Source organism: Aquimarina latercula DSM 2041, assembly GCF_000430645.1.
GTDB classification, from domain to species: domain Bacteria; phylum Bacteroidota; class Bacteroidia; order Flavobacteriales; family Flavobacteriaceae; genus Aquimarina; species Aquimarina latercula.
The window spans coordinates 1049397-1071995 of sequence record NZ_KE387185.1; the positions used below are offsets into that span (position 1 = coordinate 1049397).

Genomic DNA, 22599 nt, shown 5'->3' on the forward strand with positions numbered 1-22599 from the left:
ATAGGAGCTTAACTTTCACTTAAATTCTATTAAACAAAACATATTCATGGAACCTCTTATCGAAAAACAACTAGAGTCCTCTTCTTTGTTTTCTTCAAAAATGTTAGAGAAACAGCTTAAAGAGTACAAAAATGAGCTTATTAATATTTCTACTACAGAAGCCCTTTCCGATCTTATTGAAAATGATTTTTCAGAGTTGTGTACGTATTATGTTGCTATTGGTAGTAAGGAATACGACAAAGTAACCGAAAATATTGATTTAGATGTTAACGAAGTATTTTTGTTACACTATACCTTTTCTGAATCTTTTAAGGACATTATGCTATTGCATAGAGATGTGTTTTTACAACTTCAAATAGCAAAGCATAAGTATGCCGAGGAAGTGGTTTCTGAAAACGCTCTATTTGAACATTTTAAAAAATCCAAAGAATTACTCTTACAGGCGACCCAATACTTTTGTGAAAAAGCATCAATAGAAAGGGATACGGTATATGAAACTGGGAAAAAGGTCACAAAAACGTATTCAAAATTTAAACATAAAACGAATCCTTGGGAACTCTATAAAGAGCAATTTCTTTTAATTATAACTCAACTACAGGAAATCAGAAAATCAGAAAAACCGTTTTCTAAAACAATCAACTCTTTTAAAAATATTAGATCTTATAATAGTACTATTTGTGAAGCGATCATCAATGATGCAGAATATATAAAGAAAAGCGCAGGACAAGTCATTGAAAGTTTGAAAAAAGTCGATACCATAGCACACATTTCTGATAGTATCCATCTTATAGATTCTTTTATTTCTAAGACCAGTGACACGAATCAGGATCAAGAGAAATATCCTGATGAAATTGATATAAAATTAAAGCCATTACAAGAACTTATAATCCCGGTAGCTACAGATGAAGGATACGTATTGACCAAGAAAATTGATTTTAATAAAACTACGCAGAAATGGCTGGACTATGAATTGTTGCCAAAACTAATTGACCTCTGGGACAATAGAGCGAATATGGCATCCTATTTCAAACATAGTTTATTGAATTTAAAAAGCAGCCTAGTATTAGTGAAGAACAATAGTAATTTGGAAATTATTCCCGCACAATTACAGATGTTTAAGAATGTACATTATACACTGTCTTCCAATACTTCAAAGCAAAAAGAATTAGCTGCTGAGTTTACAAAAAAAATAACATTAGAATTTCTGGCAACACCTATATACGGCAACAAGAACTTTTTAGAAGTATCGCTACAATCATCACTAACCCAATTAACTACTAGTAATAATACGATTTTTGTTGGTTTAAGGAATAAACTAAAAAAATTACTTTCAGACTTCAATACGAAATATGAAAAGCGTGTGGTTCAAAGTACGCATAGAAAACTAGAATTATCTTCTGAATGTATCAGCTATAGAATGTATAAAGAATCAAATGCACATTATGATACACTTTTTTTGAACAGAAACTTTATAGGAAACCTCTTTATCGCTCCTAGAGAATTTGAAGAAAAAAAATTGCAATCTACGCTAGCACAATGGAAAGATGGTTTTAATAAGGCCGTATTAGTCACGGGGAATAATCTAAGTGGTAAATCTACATTTTTACAATACGCTACAAAAAAACATTATGGGAAATTGGTTATTTTTTTAGAACCTGAAAGCGAAATTGTTATAGAAGGACGAAAGTTTAGCACTACTAAGAATTTAAAAGAAGCCCTGCAGGAAATTAAGAAAAACATTTATAGTATTGATCCCATTATTGTGATAGACGATATAGAATTGTGGCGGGATAAAAAACATAGCTTATTGGATAATGTAAGAGCAGTTTTACAATTTATTGAGTCAGAATCTGATGAAGCGTTTGTAATGGTTTCTACTTCAAGAGAAATGCAGAAACACTTAGATAAAAGACTAGCATTTTCTAATACTTTTAGTACTGTTATTGACATCAATAAAACAAAAATTGAAGAGATATATAAAGCATTACTGTCTAGGCATGGCGCTTCGCATAAGTCTTTAGTTACGGAAGAAGGGGCAGCTATGACTAAAAAAGAAATAGAAAAAAGAGTTTTATCCTTATGTAAAAAATTTGACTATAATATTGGAGAAGTATTACAAGGGTGGACATATGGAACCACGGTACTAGATAACAATAATGTAGTATATATAGAAAAAGAATATCCTTTTGAAGATTTTTTCACCCCTGAAGAAACAATCATTTTGAAGTATGTCTTATTGTACAAAAACATAAATGAGTTACAATTAAAAAACTTTCTTGGGAAACGATTCGAGAGTGGATATAAGTCTGGATTGAAAAGATTGATTAACACGAAAGTATTGGTGAGAAATTCTATGGGAGTACTAAAAATCAACACCGTCTTAGGTCACGATATCTATGAAATTTTAAAATATAAAGGAACACTTAAGTAAATGGAAACAACAATCACATCGTATACCTGGAGAGCGCTTCTTTCGTTATTTGTTTTTCTCTTTCTATTATATTGGGGGATCAATTTAGTAACGTTTGTATTGAAACGAATAACTAAAAGAAACCTAATGGTCAAGAGAATCATTAGGATACTTGATAAGGCAATACTATTATACAAACCGATAGCTGTAAGCATATTTTTATTAGGGTTTATATCCATTAATTACATCACACATACAATTCTATTAGTAGCCATTGGCGTATTTGGATATGGGCATATCAGAAATTATATCAGCGGTGTTTTTTTTAAGATCAACCCCTTAATCCATAAAGGAACTGTATTCAATTTTGAAAACTCTGAAGGAGAAATTAAAAGCTTATTACCCTTTGGTATGATTATGAATACGGAATCAGGAGAGCAGTATATTAACTACTTCAATATTGAGAAAAAAGGGTTTGCAGTAAAGTCAAATGAAGAAGATAATGTATTAAGGCAAACGCTGTTCTTGCGCACTTCTCTTACTAAAGAGCAAATTATAGATACTCTTTTTGATAATCCAATTTTGGATTTTAACGAAAAGCCCATACTAAAGAATACTGAAAAAGAAGGGCAATTAAAATTACAATATAGTATGGAAAATGGAGCAGCTACAGAAGATTTAGTTGCTTTCCTTGAAGAGCAAGATATAGAAACAAGTTTAACTAATAGCACTAATTAATCATGGAAATTTTATCATCTTATAACATAATCATTGAAGTATCTGTGATTATCATTGTATCATTTTTATTTAATAGTTTATCGAAAAAAACAAATATCCCCGCAGTATTAATGTTGATTGTTTTTGGGGTTGGATTACAGTATCTGATAGGCTATTTTAATGCAGGGTCCATAAACTTTCTTCCGATACTCGAAGTACTTGGTATCGTCGGTTTGATTATGATTGTTCTTGAAGCAGCATTAGAACTAGAGTTAAAACGAGAAAAATTATTACCTATCTTAAAATCTTTCACTGTTGCTATCATAGGACTTATAGGTTCTGCGTGGGCAGCAGCTTTAATTTTATATAACTTTATTCCAGAAATGACTATGCAATCTGCCTGGTTGTACGCCACTCCATTATCCATATTATCAAGTGCTATCATTATACCTAGTGTAAGCGGATTAAAGGCTTCTAAAAAAGAGTTTCATATTTATGAGAGTACGTTCTCGGATATTGTGGGTATTATGATGTTTTACTTTCTAACAGGCAAATTAGACCCCGCAGAGGATAATGGTGTTGTTGGTTTTACAGGAAATATCATTCTGACGATTGTAATTTCATTAATAGCTAGTTATGCTATTATACTCATATTTCAGAGAATTAAAAGTCAAGTGAAACTGTTTTTGCTTATTGCGGTATTGTTACTATTATATGCGGTTGGTAAAAAAATGCACTTATCTTCTTTGATTATCATCTTAATATTTGGATTAGTGATCGCAAATATGAAATTGTTTTTTAAAGGAAAGTTGAGTAAGTTTTTACACTATGAAAAAGCGCATCATATTTACCACGAACTACATACCATTACAGCAGAAACGGCTTTTGTAGTACGTACATTTTTCTTTGTAGTATTTGGGATCACCATCGTTGTGTCTTCATTATTCAATCTTAATGTTGCTATTATTAGTACCTTGATTATTGCTTCTATTTATGCGATTCGTTTTGTTATTCTGCGCATATTTGTTGGAAAAGATATCCTCCCGCAGTTATTTGTAGCACCTCGTGGATTAATTACGGTATTACTGTTTTATGCAATTCCCGAAGAAGCTCAAATAGCTACTTTTGAACCAGGAATACTACTCTTTGTAATCATAGGTACAAGTCTTATTATGACAGGCGCTATGATTTATGATAAAAAGAGAAGTTCTAAGGCAGTAAAAACTGCTGAAGAAAGAAAAGTAGGAACTGTGAAATGGAAAGCTCCCAACATAGATCAAATAGAAAGCTAAGATGATGCAGTCAACTATCCAAAAGTTATCTTGGAGAAAAAGAATCTATGCTGTAGTTCATGATACAAGTACAAGAAAAGGGAAAGTGTTTAATATTTCCCTTTTCATACTCATTGTGGTAAGTGTTATCTATGTGTTATTAGAAAGTGTAGATGATATTGATAAAAAATACCACGCTGTTATGGTGGTAACAGAATGGATTATTACGATACTTTTCACAATAGAGTATATCCTTAAAGTAATTAGTCTTGATCGACCAAAAAGATATATATTTAGTTTTTATGGGATTATAGATTTACTTTCTACATTGCCCTTATATTTATCTTATTTCTTTACTGGAGGCTCAACGTTTCTTGCCCTTCGAGCATTACGTTTACTAAGAGTTTTTAGAATTTTAAAATTGGTAAAGTATATGGGAGAAGCCAATACGCTGTCTAAAGCTATTAAAGCTTCTCGATTAAAAATAGGTATTTTCATTTACATCGTTCTTATTATGTGTGTGATTATGGGATCTGTCATGTATATCGTAGAAGAAGACGCAGATTCTGGATTTACCAGCATTCCTAAAAGTATTTATTGGACCATTGTAACGATTACTACCGTTGGTTATGGAGATATTGCTCCTGCTACGAATCTAGGTCAAGCGCTTGCTAGTTTTATTATGATTTTAGGATATGGTATCATTGCCATTCCCACGGGAATTGTCACTTCTGAAATGACAAAATCTAAAGAAAGAGAACATGCTGTAAAACCATATGTCTGTCATAATTGCGGAGCTACTAATCATCCTGTGGATGCAAAATATTGTCACGGATGTACGATAGCATTAGAAACATAAAAAAACGAGAATTTCCTTCATGTGTTACTAAAAAACAAATATCTTGACCCCACTAACGATATTGATTGATGGAAAATAAAGATGCAAATTCTAATAGCCCTACTAGACCTGATGAAATAGACGGTCAAATGATATATGACAAGAAATCAAATAAAGAGGCAAATAGGAAGCAAGAAGTTAACACAAAAGAATTCACTAAAATGCTTACTACCACCAGTAGGAATCATTATACGTTGAATCAAATGGTAGATAGAAAAGCACGTATCTTACTTTCTATGAATGCTTTGATCCTATCCCTTATTATTGGTAAAATAATTGTGAATAAGGATATATTGGATTTAAAATTTATACTGCTTTCAGTTTCGGGAATAGCAGTTCTTATTTCCATAATCTATGCCATGTTAGCGATGATGCCCGAAAAAACAAATGCAAATTTAACTGTTGAAAAAATAAAGAATGTTGTAGGTAACCCACTTTATTATGGCAATTTTATAAATATGTCTGCTGAGACATACGAAAATACTATGATGGAAATGACTGATCACAATGATTTTGTACATCGGTCACTTTTACAAGATATTTATCAACTAGGAATGTTGTTAGAAAAGAAAAGAAGATATCTTAGAAAAGCCCTGTATGTACTTCTAATTGGAATTCTAGTTGCATTTATTATGGCATTTCTTTTTCGAGCGGTATATGGTGATGCATTAGCGTTGAGATAATATGTTATCCTATCAGAATAAAAGTTTATAAATCTTAAATTGATTGTGACTTCATTATAAACGCTGTGTCAAATAGACTATAATCTTTAATTTTAAAAATGGAATATTTAATAGTTGCAATCTTAGTTATTTTATCAGGATCATTTAGTGGTTTAACACTAGGCTTCTTTAGTCTCAATGTTACAGGTCTAAAAAGAAAAATAAAACTTGGGGATAAAAGAGCTATTAAGGTATATCCTATTCGAAAAAAAGGAAACCTATTGTTATGCACCTTACTTATAGGTAATGTTGCTGTAAACTCTGCTGCTGCGATTTTTTTAGGTGAAATCGCTAGTGGTTTAGTTGCTGGTGTTGTATCCACAGTCTTAATTGTAATTTTTGGAGAGATCCTTCCACAAGCTTTTTTCTCAAGACATGCCTTATCATTAGGAGCAAAAACAATATGGCTAGTAAAAATTTTTATATTCTTGATGTATCCAATTGCATACCCTCTTTCATTACTTCTTGACAAGTTATTGGGTGAAGAATTACAAACAATCTGGAGTAAACGAGAGATTAAAGAAATCATCAAGCATCACCAAGACGCTAAAGGGTCTGATATTGATGAAGATGAAGAACGCATTCTAATTGGTGCATTATCGTTTTCTGAAGCAACAGTGAAAAAAATAATGACCCCAAAACCTGTCTTGTATACGTTAGAAAAAAGTATGGCGTTGACTCAAGAAAAATTAATTGAAATTCGTAAAAATGGATTTACCCGAATCCCAATATACGAGCAGAGTGAAGATAATCTAATAGGCATTTTATATGCTAAAGATTTAATTGGATTATTTGATACGAGTAAGATTGTTGCAGATTTTATTAGTAAAAGTAAACCGCTATTTATAAAAGAAACGATGCTACTTGATAATTTGATGAATCATTTTATCAATCAAAAAGTACATATTGCTTTTATTTTTAATGATTTTGGAACATTTACAGGCATCGCTACACTCGAAGATGTAATAGAAGAAATTATCAAAGTTGAAATTGTTGATGAAGCAGATGTTATTGATGATATGCAACACCTCGCTGTAGAACAATCCAAAAAGGATATATTAGAAAACTAAGTATATTTAACATATAATTAGTTTTTATGAAGCAACAAAAAATAGGAATTTCTTTATCTGGAGGTGGTGCAAGAGGAGCTGCACATATTGGGGTTTTACAAGCACTTAATGAAAATGGGATCGTTCCAGCAATGGTTTCAGGTTCCAGTGCTGGAGCAATCATTGGAGCCTTATATTGCTCTGGCTATTCCCCTTTAGAAATTTTAGAGTTATGTAGAGATCATACTTTTCTTAAAATATTCAGAATCGGTTTTATTAATAAAGGACTGACAGAGCTTACTTATCTTAAGGAGTTTTTGGAGAAAACTCTTAAAGCAAAAACTTTTGAAGACCTACATATACCATTAAAAGTAGGTGTTACCAATATTAATAAAGGTGCTTTCGAAATTAAGGAATCCGGAGATTTAATAAAATCCGTTGTAGCTTCTTCTGCTATTCCTTTGATTTTTAAACCAGTTAAAATAGGTAATGATATCTACGTGGATGGAGGTGTAATGAATAACCTTCCTATCGAACCCTTACAAGATCATTGTCATAAAATCATTGGTGTAAGTGTCTGCCCCCATAAATTTAACAGTCGTGTAGAAGGTATTAAAGATATTGGTGTTCGAACCTTTCATCTAGCTGTTTGGAATACTATGGAACATCGTCTTGATCAATGTGATGTTGTTTTGGAAATAGAAAAATCGTTTTCTTATGGTCTTTTTGATTTAAAGCAGTCACCAGAGTTATTTCAGGCAGGATATGAAACTACGCTACAGCAAATTTCGTCCATAAAAGATACCCTTTCAAAAACACAAAAGTGACCTATTAAAAAAAAGTGTGTCTTATATGATATAACAAAACTTATCGTCATGAAAAAGCATAAACCATTAAGAGGTCAGAAAAAGAAATCTGTAAATACAAACCAGTTTTCTATTCTTACTACTATTCAGGAAAATAAACGACGTGAGCTTATAAATTCATTTATAGAAAGTATGAATGGTATGAAGCCAAAGTTGAAATTTATTTATAAATAAAATTATTAAACCTTTTAAACTATATCAAAATGAAACTCAAAACTATTTTAGCTATCCTATTTGCAGGAATTATCGTTGTATTCTCTTTACAGAATGCTGAAGTAACCGATGTGAATTTTTTCTTCTGGAAATTATCAATGTCCAGAGTACTGATTATCTTAGGTAGTTTTGGTGTTGGAGTTTTAGTAGGGGTTTTAGCATCCATGAAACGAAGAATATTCTCTAAAGAGTAAGCAGAAAAATAATAACACTAACCAAAAACACATATAAAATGGCTAAAATAAAATCAGTAGAATTAAAGTCTATACCGGAAACTATAAACGTTGGTGATAATGTAAATGATATTACTGTTTTGACAACAATAGAATTCCACCCTTTAGATATAAAATTAGAGATGGAGTACTGCTTGCATATTTTTGTGTATGATATTCTTGGAGAAGTTGACGCTCCAATGATCTTACCTAATTGGGATGAAAGCAAAGTTGTATCCATTTCGCTAGATCGAAAAGATATATTTCTAGGAGAAGAAACCTGTATACTTACCGCAGAACAGAAAGAAACTACTATAACAACACCTATGGCACTTACGTTGGGGAAACTAGATAATGGAAGTTCCTACCACACGAGAAAACTTGAGGTATTTGCTACAGTTGCACCTGCTATTGGAAGAGCATCAAAATGGTCAGCTCCTTTTAAAACACAGATTATACATTAATCAACTATTCCAGTACTAGTACTTTTGATTACTTATACTTAAAAGTAGATTCAATTTATCCTTCTTATAGGTATTGTTTACATTATTACATTCTTAATTTCTAGGAGAGTATCCCAATTCTATTACCAAAATTGTTCGGTCATTTTTATTCATTTATGAAAGTGACCTTACAAAATATTTGGTGTCTTACTAAATATAACCATTTAACCTTTTTTACATATGAAAACTTCTTTTTTAGTTGAACCATTAAAATTTGATACTATTCCGACATTAGTTAATGCCTGGACAGAAAAAAACTATAAAGATCTATTAGAAGTTATGGAGTATGGTGATACTTCAGGAATTGCATCAGATGATGTAAAAGAAATGTGTTTGTTGTGTTTACTGGACTATGAACCTGAAGAAGCAGCTAAAATAGTTTTAAGTTATGTGTTTAAAGATAGATTGAACGCTGGTCAACTCGATAATCTTTCAAACGAAATCTTGAATGAAAAGTTATGGGAAGAATATGCGGATTTATCAATGCATGAAGAATTCTTTAATGTAACACAATTGTTGTATGAAGCATTTGATGGTACATTTCCTCATCCTGAAGCAGTTAAATTTCAGGTAAAGGTTACTCCAGAAAACATAGATGACTTAGTAATCCTTACAAATAATACCGAAGCTTTGTTAACTAGATTACTAGTTCAAGGAATGCCAGAAAACACGTTACTAAATAGACTTTTTAAAGATCAAGTTAATGGGAATGAGTTCAAGGAAGCAAAAGACATCATCTGGCAATACCAGAAAAACGGTATAGATACTACTTCGATTGTTTTTGAAATTATCTCCTCTACCTACTGGTTCAAAGATTTTAAATATGCTGAAAATTTCAATACAGAAATCCAAGTGGATATGGAGTCTGTTTAATATAAATATAGGAACAATGAAAACAAATATAATTATAGTGATCATAGGCTGTTTCTTACTAGTTTCTTGTGCAACTAATAAAAATACGGTTGCATTAGAAAACGAAGCTGCACCTAAAAAAGAAATAAAAAAAACTCCTCAAAAGAAAGAAAAAGTAAATTTTACTGCCCAACAAGTATTATACTTTTTAATCGCTAACAGAGGAGGATAAATATATTACAATGAAAATGGCGAAAAAAAAGCAAAAGGAACGAAAGAAGAAAAACACTTTTAAACCTTATTCAGATGTTGTCTCTATTAGTGATGTAAAAAGAAGGCTTAGACCTAGTACAATCATAAGGCAGGAAGATATATTCTATGATACTATATCGTACAGATCACAAGTTTTTTATCTAAATACAATGGGTAAGTTAAAAAGGTATTCTGAAAAGATTGGGATGGCGTTACTATTGGCTATAGTTGTTTGTCTTATAACTTGGTTAGTTAAAAATATCTAAAACTAGATCTAATAGTGCCTTTTAAAACACTGTATTCTTATTTTTAATAAAAAACGAAACTCGCTATGCAATTATTTAAAAAAATAAAACAAGTTATCCATTTAATGAAAGAGGTTGATTTTGAGGAATTGGGTAAAATATCTCAAAAGATAGATCTTCCTGAAATTATGAAAACCGTAGGAGAGTTAAATGATACTCAACTTACTGGTCTTATGAAAATGCTAACTGAAAAACAAAAGAAAGGCCAACGTAAACTACCTCCAATTGATGGTGATTTTTACGATTATGATTTAAAATTAACTCAGGAACATCGACAAATTCAAATGAAGGTCAGAAACTTTATGGAAGATGAAGTTGAACCTATAGCAAATGAATATTGGAAGAAAGCTGAATTTCCTTTTGAAATTATACCAAAACTTGCCAAACTTAATATTTGCGGGGTAGCTTATAAAGGGTATGGATGTCCAAATCTACCTTTTGTGATGGAAGGTATTATAGCAGAAGAAATTGCAAGAGTAGATGTATCGATATCAACATTCTTTGGAGTGCATAGTGGTTTGGCAATGGGGTCAATCTATTTATGTGGTAACGAAGAGCAGAAACTGGAATGGTTACCAAAAATGCAGAAACTTGAAGCAATTGGTGCTTTTGGACTTACAGAACCAAATGTAGGCAGTGGAGTTGCAGGCGGTATGGAAACAACCTGTAGAAGAGATGGGGATGAGTGGGTTATAAATGGTCAAAAAAAATGGATTGGTAATGCTACTTTTTCAGATGTAACTGTTATCTGGGCTAGAGATGAAGTATCAAATCAGGTAAAAGGATTTTTAGTTCGTAAAGGTAATCCTGGTTTTAAAGCAGAAAAGATAGAGGATAAAATGGCATTACGAACCGTCCAAAATGCTATCATAACACTTACAGATTGTAGAATCCCTGAAAGTGATCGATTACAAAATGCAAACTCTTTTAGAGATACAGCAAAGGTTTTACGTATGACAAGAGCAGGAGTTGCGTGGCAAGCCGTGGGATGTGCTAGAGGTGCTTATGAAAGCGCATTAAAATACACCAAGAAAAGAGAGCAATTTGGGAAGCCAATTGCTAAATTTCAACTCATACAAAATCATTTAGTAGAAATGCTTTCCAATCTTACAGCAATGAAAGCAATGGTATACAGATTGTCCGAATTACAAGACCAAGGATTATTGACAGATGAACATGCTTCACTTGCAAAAGTATTTTGTTCTATGCGCACGAGGGATGTAGTAAGCAGAGCGCGAGAAGTTATGGGAGGTAATGGTATTCTATTAGAATATGATGTAGCTAGATTTGTTGCAGATGCAGAAGCCATTTATTCATATGAAGGTACAAAGGAAATAAACTCTTTGATCGTAGGAAGAGCTATAACAGGATATAGTGCCTTCGTATAATTTCTACACAAAATAATCGGAATTGGAAAACCGGGTCTAGCACTCGGTTTTACTTTTTAAATTAGAAAAAGTAATTTTAAAAAACTACATCTGATAAATAACCACTCAACATGTTTTTAGTTTCCTCTTTAGACCCAATTATAATTCTAGTGGCAGTTATTGCCATACTAGTGATCGGTATTAGTATTGTACTCAAAAAATTAAATCAAACCTATATTATTGGATATATTTTGGCAGGAGTTATTCTGGGAGAACATGGTTTAAATGCCGTTCAGGATACAGAGTCTATTCACTTGCTTGGAGAGTTAGGGGTTATCTTATTACTTTTTTTTATTGGTATGGAAATAAATATTGTTGATTTCCTCAAACGCTGGAAACTGGCAGTTATTGGTACATTATCACAGATTGGATTAAGCGTGGCTCTTGTGTTATTGATAGGCTATTATTTTAACTGGAGCCTCGCTAGATCCGTAGTGATAGGATTTGTTATTGCTTTAAGCAGCTCTGCTGTAGTTATAAAACTTTTACAAGACAAAAACTTAATCGAAACCAAAGTTGGTAAAAACGTATTAAGTATTCTTTTGGCACAAGACATTGCATTAGTACCTTTACTCATCATCATATCTCAATTAGGTGGAAAATCAGAATCGCTTGAAAATATAATACTAATGAGTGTAGGTGCTATATTAATAGTAGTTACACTTATTTATATTTATATAAAAGGGACTATAACATTACCATTTTCCAAAAGAATTGAAAGGGATCATGAATTGCAGGTCTTTATGGCTATATTTCTTTGTTTTGGGGGCGCATTAGTTACTTTAGTTTTTGGACTATCGGCAGCATTGGGAGCTTTTGTCGGAGGAATTATCATAAATGCAGCCAAAGAAGCAGATTGGATACACGACACTTTACACTCATTTCGAGTACTATTTGTCTCTTTCTTTTTTATAAGCGTTGGGCTACAAATTGACCTTACCTTTATCTATAATAATCTGTGGTCTATCTTGATAACTATTCTAGTTGTTTATATTACGAATCATTTACTCAACTCTTTAATTCTAAAGGTATTTTCCTGTACTTGGAAAGAAGCGTTGTTAGGAGGCGCGTTATTAGCTCAAATAGGAGAATTAAGCTTTCTATTAAGCTCTACTGCTTTCAGTTTAGGTATTATAGAGGATTTCGGATACAATTTTACCATTAGCCTTATTTCTTTAACCTTAGTTATTAGCCCTTTCTGGATTGCTATTACCGAAAAGATTATTGGATATAGTTCTAATAAAAATTGATTTTATATGTAAAGATTTTTGGATTAAAAAGGCTTCTGGATTTTTTAAAGTTAGATCCTTTTATATCACCTAGGAATATCATTTTTTATTTTAAGTGACCTTCAAAAGAATATGGTGTCTAAAATTATAGAAATAATATAATTTACAGATCATTAAATATTCAACAAAAATAAAAAACACTAAAATGAAATATTTTATAATGTTTACTTACGTAGGTATAAGCACAGTTCTCTTCTTTTTTAATTGGGATGTTTTTACAAAAGTATATGATATGAACTTGATATTTGGGACATATTCGGTTATGCCCTTTTTTATACTTCAAGTATTTGGAGGATTATTACTAGGATCATTTATGCTTTGGGATGGCTTTAAGGATTTAAAACAAAATGTAAAACTATCAAAGCTTCAAAATAAAATTATGGAGCTAGAGAAAAATATTGAAATTCAACTATTGAAAAAAGACACAGAAAGAAGAACTATACTTAGAAAAGTAACCGATAATGATGGTGATTTACTCGCTAATGGATAGCTAGATAAATCAATGCAACGATCATACTATTACTGGTCGAAGTACTTTACATAAATAAACTCTTAATTAACATTAATTTTTTTGGCTAATTCAAAGTAATAAGGGCTGTTTCATAAATCAAGGCAGTCCTTTTTACAATAAAACAATCTAAATCATGAAAATAGTAATCCTATCTCAAAACCCTAATTTATATTCAACTAAAAGGCTCGTAGAAGCAGGTAAAAAAAAGGGGCATGAAATGCAAATCATAGACCATACTAAATGTAATTTGGTCATAGAAAAAAAGAAACCATCAATTATATACAAAGGAGAGGAAATAACCAATGTAGACGGGGTAATTCCAAGAATTGGAGCTTCCGTAACTTTTTTTGGAACTGCCGTAGTAAGACAATTTGAAATGATGAAAGTATTTACTGCCACAGAATCTCAAGCCTTGTTAAGATCCAGAGATAAACTTAGAAGTTTACAGATATTATCCAGAGCTGGACTTGGATTACCAAAAACCGTGTTTAGTAATTATTCAAAAGATGTAAGTCAGATTGTGGATCGTGTTGGTGGAGCGCCACTGGTAATTAAACTATTAGAAGGAACTCAAGGATTGGGAGTAGTTTTAGCAGATAATCAGAACTCTGCGGAGTCTATACTCGAAGCTTTTAATGGGTTGCAAGCTCGAGTAATTGTTCAAGAATTTATTAAAGAAGCTAAGGGAGCCGATCTACGTGCCTTTATAGTGGATGGAGTTGTTGTTGGGGCTATGAAAAGACAAGGTAAAGAAGGAGAATTTAGATCTAACCTTCACCGAGGTGGTAGTGCAAATATCATCGAACTTTCCGAAGAAGAAGAAAATGCAGCACTCAAAGCTGCCAGATCATTGGGACTTGGTATCGCTGGGGTCGATATGTTGCAATCTGAACGAGGGCCATTAATTCTTGAAGTAAATTCATCTCCTGGGTTAGAAGGTATCGAAACTGCTACTGGAAAAGATATTGCTAATCAAATCATTCGATATATAGAGAGAAATGCAGAGTAAGGAAATTGAAGTTTTGGGACAAGCTGTTTCCAAAGGAAAAGGTATCCAGTTAAATCTTGATATTGCAAAATTGCATACAAGAACCAAAATCGAGGTTCCTATCATTATTGAAAGAGGAAAAAAAGATGGTCCATGTATCCTATTTACAGGAGGAATTCATGGTAATGAAATTAATGGGATAGAAATTGTACGACAACTGATATCTAAAGGGTATAACAAACCGGAAAGAGGTACAGTAATCTGCATCCCTGTTGTTAATATTTTTGGCTTTTTAAACCAGACCCGTCAGTTTCCCGACGGAAGAGATTTGAATCGAGTTTTTCCAGGTAGTAAAAGAGGTTCTCTGGCGAGTAGATTTGCCTATCATTTAATGACAGAAATTGTACCACATATCGATTACTGCATCGACTATCACACAGGTGGTGGAGAACGTTTTAATGTTCCACAAGTTCGAGTAAATGATGATAAAGAAATAATAGAATTGGCTACTATTTTTGGAGCTCCTTTTATTTTCAAATCAAAAAATAGAGAAAAATCCTTTAGAGAATCATCTATTAAACTTGGGAAAAAAGTATTATTATTTGAAGGTGGAAAGTCACTATTCTTAGATGACACGGTAACAGAAAGTGGACTTTCAGGAGCTTTAAAAGTAATGCATCATTTAGGTATAAGAGATTTTAGCGATCAGATTTGTGAAAAAAATAAACAAAAAGAATCTCCTAAAATTATTGAAAACTCTTCTTGGCTACGAGCAAAATACTCAGGAATGTATCGATCAAATGTAAAAGTTGGTAGTTTTATAGAAAAAGGAAGTTATATTGGTAGTATCTCTGATCCTTTTGGAGATTTCGAAAGGCAAATAAAAGCTCCTAATTCTGGATATATAATTTGCTCTAATGAATCTCCGATTGTTAATCAGGGAGATGCCCTTATACATTTATCAAAGTAATCTTTGCACCTTTAAAAAGCAAAAGCCACCCCACGGGGGTGGCTTTTGCTTTTTAAAGTGACTCATTCTATAAAAACGTGTCTAATAAAATACATTCAATACATAACTTTTATAGGTTAAAACTTGTACTAACCAAAACTTCAACAAGTGAAAATAATACTACTTTTTATATGCTGCTTAATCTCTACTTTAGGATATTCCCAATATTCAGAAAAAATAGTTTCTAGCCGTCCAGGAAAAACTGTTAACCCAGAAGTTGTAGGTTCAAGAGTATTTCAAGTGCAATCTGGTATAAATATAACCTCAATAAAAGACGATGAGATTGATAGGAATAGCTATACTTTAAACAAAAGTATTAGAATCGGTATTCTTGAAAATTTTGAACTTATAGGTACTATAGATTTAAAAACGGAGAACAATACTACTACTAGTTCATCAAATAGTTCAGGTATTACCAATACTCAATTAGGTTTTAAATACCTTGTGACAAAAGCTCAAGGACAACTACCTTTTATTGCTGTACAAACTGAATTTTTATTACCTATAAAGAATTCAATCGTAGATCGGGAAAATTTAGGATCTCAATTGCTATTGATTTCTGATATTGAATTTTTGGAACAGGCTACATTCTCTGCTAATATTGGACTTTTATGGGATGGTAATAGTACTTCTCCAAGTATACCTTTTACAGTACAGAGTTACTTTTATATTACCGATAAAATAGGATTTTTCTATGAAAATTATGGAGCTTTTGATCCTTTTGAAATTTATACAAGTATCGGTACATCTTATGTGTTAACAAAAAACCTACAATTAGACATTTCCTCGGGCATTGAAATAAATAATCAAATCACCAATTGGTTTATTGAAACAGGTGTTTCTTGGAGAATAGATTGGAGAAATAACTAATCTTATTTTTCGAAGTGACCCAATTGTTTTTTTAGTGTCTTAAGTATGTATAATATTTTTTAATTAAAACGAAAGATGATGCCCATATTAGACCTTTACGAATCAAAAGAACACAGTACTAATTTCGCTCATTTTGCTGCTGTTGTATATCTAGCCCATGCAGATGGTAATATTACTAGTAAAGAAATTGAGTTATTGAAAGGACTCGCTCAAAAATTAAAAATAGAGGAAAAAGAATATCAAATGACGATAGAAAACCCTACCCGTTATCCTATATCCTCAACTACTTCTACGGTAAAAAGGTTACAACGCCTTTATGATATGTTCAGAATTATCTTTACCGATGATGAGATAGAAGATGAAGAACTTATGCTTGTATATAGTTACGCAATTGAATTGGGCTTTCCTGCCCATTATGCTAAAAAAGTAGTAGATAGATCCGTTGCTATGTTCAATCGCGAGTTCGATTTCAATGACTGGTCAACTTTTGTTACTAAGTGATACTGAGTAGATCTTAAAATAAACTATATTTTTAATAACATAGAATCTTAAACAAATTATAATGAAAGCAGAGTTTCATCTTGCTCTTCCTTGTGAAGATATACAAAACACTATTGATTTTTACACTTACAAGCTTGGTGCAAAACAAGGTAGGAAAACGGACTCTTGGGTCGATATTAATTTATATGGAAACCAAATCACCTTTACCAAAGCAGGAGATTTTAATTTTGATTTCAAAAATTATAGACTAGGAATACAAATAGTACCATCATTTCACTTTGGAGTAATCATAGATTCAGAAACTTGGGGGAAGTTATATTCTCGACTTTTTTCAATGGATCTTGAAGTCACTACAGAAGTCACTTTCTTTGAAAACAAAGTAGGAGAACATCTCTCTTTCTTTGTAAAAGATCCTAACGGGTATATGGTAGAATTTAAAAGTTTTAAAGATCATGGTGAAATATTTACTGTGTAAAATAGCAGATATGCTTATCACATAATTAGTATAATAACAAAATGATATATTGGAAACAAAAGACATTAAAGTAATAGGAAGTAAGGAGTGGTGTATATTCAAAGAATTGGGTATTCCAGCCATAAAAGCGAGGGTGGATTCTGGAGCCAAGACCTCTTCTATACAAGCAAATAAGATCAAAATCATTTCTAAAGGTACCGAAGAATGGGTACATTTTGAAGTTCATCCTATTCAAAACAATAAAAGTATTGTCATCACTTGTGAAACAAGACTTCACGATAAAAGAGACGTTAAGAATTCATCTGGTATTTCGGAACAGCGTTTTGTCATAAAGACTCCGGTAACTATAGGAGATGACACTTTTGAGATCGAAATCACTCTTGCTAATCGAGATGCAATGGAGTTTAAAATGTTATTAGGCCGTGAAGCATTGATAGATCGCTATATGGTAAATCCATCTGAGAGTTATTTACAACAAAAAATTTCAAAGAAAGAGATCCAAAAGAAATATGTCGACGCTATTAAAGATAAATAAGAATTAGGTGTTACAAAATATGAGAGCATAGATTGGAAAGAAGCTAAAAAATAAAACCTTCGTTGAACAGATAATACATACAGAAATGAAACTATTAAACTCAGAACAAGATCCTGAATACATTAATTTACAGACAGAACTAGTATGGCTTCAGCAATATATAAAAGAAACAAATCAAAGAATTGTTATTCTTTTTGAAGGAAGAGATACTGCTGGTAAGGGGGGGGCAATCATGCGGTTTATACGATTTCTTAACCCTCGACTATTTAAGGTAGTAGCATTATCTAAACCTACAGAAAAAGAAAGTGGACAGTGGTATTTTCAACGTTATATAGAGCATCTCCCTGGACCAGGCGAAATAGTATTCTTTGATCGCAGTTGGTATAATAGAGCTGTTGTAGAACCCGTGATGGGATTTTGTACAGAGGAACAACACGAGCTATTCAATAAACAAGTAGTACAATTAGAAAATATGCTGATTGATGATGGATTACATCTTTTTAAATTTTGGTTTTCTATAAAATCAGAAGAGCAAAAAAAACGTTTGGAGGAACGAGTTCATAATCCACTAAAACAATGGAAACTAAGCGGAGTCGACGTACAAGCGCAGTCTAAATGGTCATCATTTACTAAATATAAAGAAAAGATGTTCAATAATACTTCATCAAAGAAATCTCCTTGGGTTGTCATCAATGGTAATGACAGAGATCTTGCTCGTAAAGAAGCAATGAGATACATCCTTCATCATTTAGAATACGATAAAAAAGGAAATACCGAAGAAAGATTGATTCCTGATAATAAGATTGTTAAAGCTATATAAACCTTAAGTACTAATCTTAATCCAACGTTTTTAAGTAGTTAAAAAAAGTTTTGAAAAAAATATAATATTTATGTGACTTGTAAGGTATCGAGGTGTCATATAATAACAGTAATAAGGTATTACTGTACAATTATTTATCAACCTTAATCTTAAAACAAATGAAAGACTTAAAAATTGTAGTATTGATGATGATGTCGCTATTATTTTGTAGCTACACGGTTATTGCTCAAGAAGAGGAAGAAGAAGAGGAAATCATTGAAGAAGTAGAAGAGATTTCTGAAGAACCAACAATGGTAAAGGCAGTATTTGATGCCTATGAAGGTGGTATGTTCAGCTTTAATTACAAAACGGAAGATGGCGATGATGATGTAATTTTCTTTAACCACATCAAACCTGAAGTACTTAAATTGTATGATCTGAAAAGCAAGAAATTCTCAGGGAAGACTTTTGAAATCATCTATGAGACAGTTGAAGAAGAAGAAATAGATGATGATGGAGATAAGCAGTACAATAGAGTTAGAACCATTACAGTATTAAAGCTTTTAAGCTAGTTTTAATAAATAATTTAGCGGAAAAATGAAACTAATGAAATTATCAACTTTATTGGCAATACTTTTAAGTATAGTACTTATTTCTTGTAGAGAAATAAACAAGAATGATTCAAAAGAGGATACTAAAACCGAAGAAAAGGTGTCTAAAAATGATGAAGAAGACATTGAAGAGGATATCGATTCTGAAATTATGAATGACGAGGATATTAAAGATGCGGAAAATGAAATTGAAGAATCTGAAGAAGATTTAGATACTATTCTCTAATGAAGCGTAATGCAAACTCAACTAGATTAGAAAGTGCCCACAGAAGTGTGGGCATTTGTTTTCCAATGCTAAATATAAAAATGAATCAATGATCTAGTTAATTCAAAAAAACGATTAAAAACAATACACAAAATGAAAGAAAAGATAGAAACATTTATGGAGGAAGTTACCGCCAGAAATGCTCACGAACCAGAGTTTTTACAAGCTGTACAGGAAGTTGCAGAAACTGTCATACCATACATTGCCTCTACCGAAATTTATGATGGTAAAAACATTCTAATTAGAATGGTGGAGCCAGAAAGAGCAATCACATTTCGTGTTCCCTGGGTTGATGATGATGGTGAAATTCACGTAAACAGAGGGTATCGTATTCAAATGAATTCTGCAATCGGTCCATACAAAGGGGGATTACGCTTTCATCCTACCGTAAATATGAGTATTCTAAAATTTTTAGCCTTTGAACAAGTCTTTAAAAATAGCTTGACTACATTACCAATGGGAGGAGGAAAAGGTGGTTCTGACTTTGATCCTAAAGATAAATCAGATGCAGAGATTATGAGATTTTGTCATAGTTTTATGGGGGAGCTTTGTAGGCATATTGGACCAAATACAGATATTCCTGCGGGAGATATCGGTGTGGGTAGTCGTGAAATTGGTTTCCTGTTTGGAATGTATCGCAAAATACGAAATGAATTCACAGGAGTACTTACTGGTAAAGGACTTAGTTGGGGTGGCTCATTGATTAGACCAGAAGCAACAGGTTATGGAACCGTGTATTTTGCCGCTAGTATGTTGGCGACCAAAAATGATTCTTTTAAAGGAAAAATAGTCACTATTTCAGGCTCTGGAAATGTAGCACAATATGCAGCAGAAAAAGCAATACAATTGGGAGGGAAAGTAGTAACCTTATCTGATTCTTCAGGATACATTCACGACAAAGATGGAATCACCAAAGAGAAACTTAGTTATATAATGCAGCTAAAAAATATAGATAGAGGACGCATTAGTCAGTATACTGATAAATATCCAACTGCAAAATTCGTAGAAGGTAAAACTCCTTGGGATGTTCCTTGTGATATTGCATTGCCTTGTGCCACACAAAATGAACTAAATGGTGATGATGCAAAGACTTTACTTAAAAATGGATGTATCTGTGTGTGTGAAGGAGCCAATATGCCTAGCACACCAGAGGCTATTTCAGCATTTCATAAAGAAAAAATTCTCTTTGCTCCTGGAAAAGCCTCGAATGCAGGTGGAGTAGCTACTTCTGGTTTAGAAATGACCCAAAACTCTTTACGTTATAATTGGACACGTGAAGAAGTAGATCAAAAACTACAACAGATTATGGCAAGCATTCATGCTTCTTGTATAGAATATGGTATTGATAAAAGTGGATACGTAGACTATGTTAAGGGAGCTAATATAGCTGGTTTCGTGAAAGTTGCGGATGCGATGTTGGCACAAGGAGTAGTTTAAAATTATTTCTTAACTTCATAACATATTATAAAATATTTTGACCAGAAGTTTAGTATGACAGACTTCTGGTCATTTCAAATGAATTAACGTAGGCTTTTATTAAAAAGAATCGCTGACTTATGAATTTAATACACGACATAATATTTTACGAAAAACTGGCATACTTGTTTTACGCTATTGCTATGGCAGATAGAAAAATAGTTAGAGAAGAGAAAAAGAAAATCATCGAATTTGTCGAAAAATATTGGTCTTCAAATATGGAGAACTCAGAAAGTAAAGAGATTATCTATAAAACGTTAAGAGAGTTGATTAAAAACAACGAAAAGGCTGAAGGGGCTTTTATTATTTTTAAAACTTTTTTTAATGAAAATAAGGAACATTTTACCGATGAAATAACACAAAAAATTATAGAAACTACGGATGGGATAGCTCTGTCATTTGGGAAAGGGAGAAATAAATCTGAATTGATCCTACTAACAAAGCTTAATGCCTTAGTAAATAGTTAATGGTTTCTTAAGAACAGAGGACTACAACCATTTCTTTTTTCTAAAATAATAAAGCAAACCAAAGAATACAAAAATCATTATTCCCCATAAAACATAATATCCATATTTGAATTTCAATTCTGGAATATTTTCGAAGTTCATCCCGTAAATTCCAGCAAGAAAAGTTAAAGGAATAAAAATGGAAGCGATTATGGTAAGTACTTTCATAACCTCATTCATTTTATTACTAATAGTTGTCATGTACATATCCATCAATCCCCAAATCATATCTCTATAGATTTCAATATTTTCAGATACCTGAATGATATGATCATATAAATCTCTAAGATAAAACTGTGTTTTTTCTTCAATAAGAATATGATCACTTTTTTCAATACGATTCACTACTTCTCTAAGTGGGAATACCGCTCTTCGTATTCTTAAAATCTCTTTTTTCAGACTCTGAATTTCATACGTAATATTATCATTTGATTTTGCCTCAAACAGATCATCCTCTAATTTCTCAATCTTATCTCCCATTACTTCAATAAGATTAAAGTAGTTATCAACAATAGCATCCATTAAAGCGTAAAGCAAGTAATCAGCACCTGTAGTTCTTACCTTACCTTTACCGGTACGAATTCTATTTCTTATACCATCAAATACGTCTCCATCTGCTTCCTGAAAAGAAATAACATAATTCTTACCTAATACAAAACTGATGTGTTCAATGGATAATTTTTCATTTTTATCAAAATATAACATCTTTACTACCACGAAAAGATAACTATCGTATTCATCAATTTTAGGTCGTTGCTGAGTATTAGCGATATCTTCTAATATTAAAGGGTGTAACTTATAATGCTGTCCAATTTTTGCGATTGCTTCAATATGATTTAAACCACTAACATTTACCCAGGTAACAGGTTCTGAATGAGAATATGTAAATGCATCCTCTATCCTATCTAATTCCTTTTCTTCAAAAGAATCTTTATCATAATCAAAAACTTCAATAAATAAATCGCCCGAAGTTTTATCTCCTGTATATACTATAGTTCCAGGAGCTAAACCTGTCTGTTTTTCAGCAGGTGATAGCACGGTTTCCCCCATAATTAGTGTTTTTTCTA

28 protein-coding genes are annotated in these 22599 nt (G+C 32.2%); 27 read left to right on the forward strand and 1 reads right to left on the reverse strand.

All coding sequences use genetic code 11. From position 1 onward, the window contains the following. The first annotated feature begins 46 nt into the window (after window positions 1-46). The 27 genes from H526_RS0122360 to H526_RS0122490 all read left to right on the forward strand — a co-directional run bounded on the left by H526_RS0122360 (window position 47) and on the right by H526_RS0122490 (window position 21493). The gene (locus H526_RS0122360) at window positions 47-2431 is read left to right on the forward strand and encodes a hypothetical protein (protein ID WP_027395086.1); all 2385 of its coding nucleotides are present in this window, start codon (window positions 47-49) and stop codon (window positions 2429-2431) included. Continuing rightward, entirely contained in the window at window positions 2432-3148 is a 717-nt protein-coding gene (locus tag H526_RS0122365; protein WP_027395087.1) for a hypothetical protein, read from the forward strand. Between the two features lie 2 nt (window positions 3149-3150). Continuing rightward, window positions 3151-4419: a cation:proton antiporter domain-containing protein gene (locus H526_RS0122370; protein ID WP_027395088.1), complete on the forward strand. Its 1269-nt coding sequence runs from the start codon at window positions 3151-3153 to the stop codon at window positions 4417-4419. Between the two features lies 1 nt (window position 4420). Next, complete coding sequence (locus tag H526_RS0122375; RefSeq protein ID WP_342667695.1) at window positions 4421-5257, forward strand: ion transporter; 837 nt, start codon at window positions 4421-4423, stop codon at window positions 5255-5257. A 68-nt stretch (window positions 5258-5325) separates the two neighbouring features. Further along, complete coding sequence (locus H526_RS0122380) at window positions 5326-5979, forward strand: Pycsar system effector family protein (protein ID WP_027395090.1); 654 nt, start codon at window positions 5326-5328, stop codon at window positions 5977-5979. A gap of 98 nt (window positions 5980-6077) precedes the next feature. After that, a complete protein-coding gene (locus H526_RS0122385) occupies window positions 6078-7088 on the forward strand; it encodes a CNNM domain-containing protein (protein WP_027395091.1) in 1011 nt (336 codons plus the stop codon). Between the two features lie 26 nt (window positions 7089-7114). Then, a complete protein-coding gene (locus tag H526_RS29840) occupies window positions 7115-7894 on the forward strand; it encodes a patatin-like phospholipase family protein (protein ID WP_035086247.1) in 780 nt (259 codons plus the stop codon). A gap of 48 nt (window positions 7895-7942) precedes the next feature. Further along, a complete protein-coding gene (locus H526_RS31915) occupies window positions 7943-8107 on the forward strand; it encodes a hypothetical protein (RefSeq protein WP_155839747.1) in 165 nt (54 codons plus the stop codon). A gap of 29 nt (window positions 8108-8136) precedes the next feature. After that, window positions 8137-8340 (forward strand): LapA family protein, encoded by a 204-nt coding sequence (locus H526_RS29845; RefSeq protein WP_035086249.1) that lies wholly within the window; start codon window positions 8137-8139, stop codon window positions 8338-8340. A gap of 38 nt (window positions 8341-8378) precedes the next feature. Then, on the forward strand, window positions 8379-8822 hold the full coding sequence (locus H526_RS0122405) for a hypothetical protein (protein WP_027395092.1): 444 nt from the start codon (window positions 8379-8381) through the stop codon (window positions 8820-8822). Window positions 8823-9041: 219 nt separating this feature from the next. Further along, window positions 9042-9734, forward strand: coding sequence for a hypothetical protein (locus H526_RS0122410; protein ID WP_027395093.1), 693 nt, complete (start codon window positions 9042-9044; stop codon window positions 9732-9734). 16 nt (window positions 9735-9750) lie between these two features. Next, on the forward strand, window positions 9751-9945 hold the full coding sequence (locus H526_RS0122415) for a hypothetical protein (RefSeq protein WP_027395094.1): 195 nt from the start codon (window positions 9751-9753) through the stop codon (window positions 9943-9945). Between the two features lie 10 nt (window positions 9946-9955). Then, on the forward strand, window positions 9956-10231 hold the full coding sequence (locus H526_RS0122420) for a hypothetical protein (protein ID WP_027395095.1): 276 nt from the start codon (window positions 9956-9958) through the stop codon (window positions 10229-10231). A 65-nt stretch (window positions 10232-10296) separates the two neighbouring features. Then, window positions 10297-11658 (forward strand): acyl-CoA dehydrogenase family protein, encoded by a 1362-nt coding sequence (locus tag H526_RS0122425; RefSeq protein ID WP_027395096.1) that lies wholly within the window; start codon window positions 10297-10299, stop codon window positions 11656-11658. A 110-nt stretch (window positions 11659-11768) separates the two neighbouring features. Next, window positions 11769-12947 carry a cation:proton antiporter gene (locus tag H526_RS0122430; RefSeq protein ID WP_027395097.1) on the forward strand — a complete coding sequence of 393 codons (1179 nt, stop codon included), beginning with the start codon at window positions 11769-11771 and terminating at the stop codon, window positions 12945-12947. Between the two features lie 184 nt (window positions 12948-13131). After that, on the forward strand, window positions 13132-13476 hold the full coding sequence (locus H526_RS0122435) for a hypothetical protein (protein ID WP_035086251.1): 345 nt from the start codon (window positions 13132-13134) through the stop codon (window positions 13474-13476). A 154-nt stretch (window positions 13477-13630) separates the two neighbouring features. Then, the gene (gene rimK / locus H526_RS0122440) at window positions 13631-14506 is read left to right on the forward strand and encodes a 30S ribosomal protein S6--L-glutamate ligase (RefSeq protein ID WP_027395099.1); all 876 of its coding nucleotides are present in this window, start codon (window positions 13631-13633) and stop codon (window positions 14504-14506) included. After that, complete coding sequence (locus H526_RS0122445; RefSeq protein ID WP_027395100.1) at window positions 14496-15455, forward strand: succinylglutamate desuccinylase/aspartoacylase family protein; 960 nt, start codon at window positions 14496-14498, stop codon at window positions 15453-15455. Before rimK ends, H526_RS0122445 begins: the two co-directional genes overlap by 11 nt. Before the next feature lie 147 nt (window positions 15456-15602). Beyond that, entirely contained in the window at window positions 15603-16364 is a 762-nt protein-coding gene (locus H526_RS0122450; RefSeq protein WP_027395101.1) for a transporter, read from the forward strand. 78 nt (window positions 16365-16442) lie between these two features. Continuing rightward, the gene (locus H526_RS0122455; RefSeq protein WP_027395102.1) at window positions 16443-16865 is read left to right on the forward strand and encodes a tellurite resistance TerB family protein; all 423 of its coding nucleotides are present in this window, start codon (window positions 16443-16445) and stop codon (window positions 16863-16865) included. Between the two features lie 61 nt (window positions 16866-16926). Continuing rightward, window positions 16927-17340, forward strand: a complete 414-nt coding sequence (locus H526_RS0122460) for a VOC family protein (protein ID WP_027395103.1) — start codon at window positions 16927-16929, stop codon at window positions 17338-17340. Between the two features lie 49 nt (window positions 17341-17389). Next, window positions 17390-17875: an ATP-dependent zinc protease family protein gene (locus H526_RS0122465; RefSeq protein ID WP_027395104.1), complete on the forward strand. Its 486-nt coding sequence runs from the start codon at window positions 17390-17392 to the stop codon at window positions 17873-17875. 85 nt (window positions 17876-17960) lie between these two features. Next, a complete protein-coding gene (gene ppk2 / locus H526_RS29850; RefSeq protein ID WP_035086253.1) occupies window positions 17961-18695 on the forward strand; it encodes a polyphosphate kinase 2 in 735 nt (244 codons plus the stop codon). A gap of 185 nt (window positions 18696-18880) precedes the next feature. Beyond that, window positions 18881-19246 (forward strand): hypothetical protein, encoded by a 366-nt coding sequence (locus H526_RS0122475; protein WP_155839748.1) that lies wholly within the window; start codon window positions 18881-18883, stop codon window positions 19244-19246. Window positions 19247-19280: 34 nt separating this feature from the next. Beyond that, a complete protein-coding gene (locus H526_RS0122480) occupies window positions 19281-19511 on the forward strand; it encodes a hypothetical protein (RefSeq protein ID WP_035086257.1) in 231 nt (76 codons plus the stop codon). 132 nt (window positions 19512-19643) lie between these two features. Continuing rightward, the gene (gene gdhA, locus H526_RS0122485) at window positions 19644-20987 is read left to right on the forward strand and encodes an NADP-specific glutamate dehydrogenase (RefSeq protein WP_027395107.1); all 1344 of its coding nucleotides are present in this window, start codon (window positions 19644-19646) and stop codon (window positions 20985-20987) included. Between the two features lie 119 nt (window positions 20988-21106). After that, window positions 21107-21493: a hypothetical protein gene (locus tag H526_RS0122490; protein WP_155839749.1), complete on the forward strand. Its 387-nt coding sequence runs from the start codon at window positions 21107-21109 to the stop codon at window positions 21491-21493. 21 nt (window positions 21494-21514) lie between these two features. Here H526_RS0122490 and corA read toward each other — a convergent pair whose 3' ends face one another. Beyond that, window positions 21515-22582 (reverse strand): magnesium/cobalt transporter CorA, encoded by a 1068-nt coding sequence (gene corA, locus H526_RS0122495; protein ID WP_027395109.1) that lies wholly within the window; start codon window positions 22580-22582, stop codon window positions 21515-21517. Between the last annotated feature and the right edge of the window lie 17 nt (window positions 22583-22599).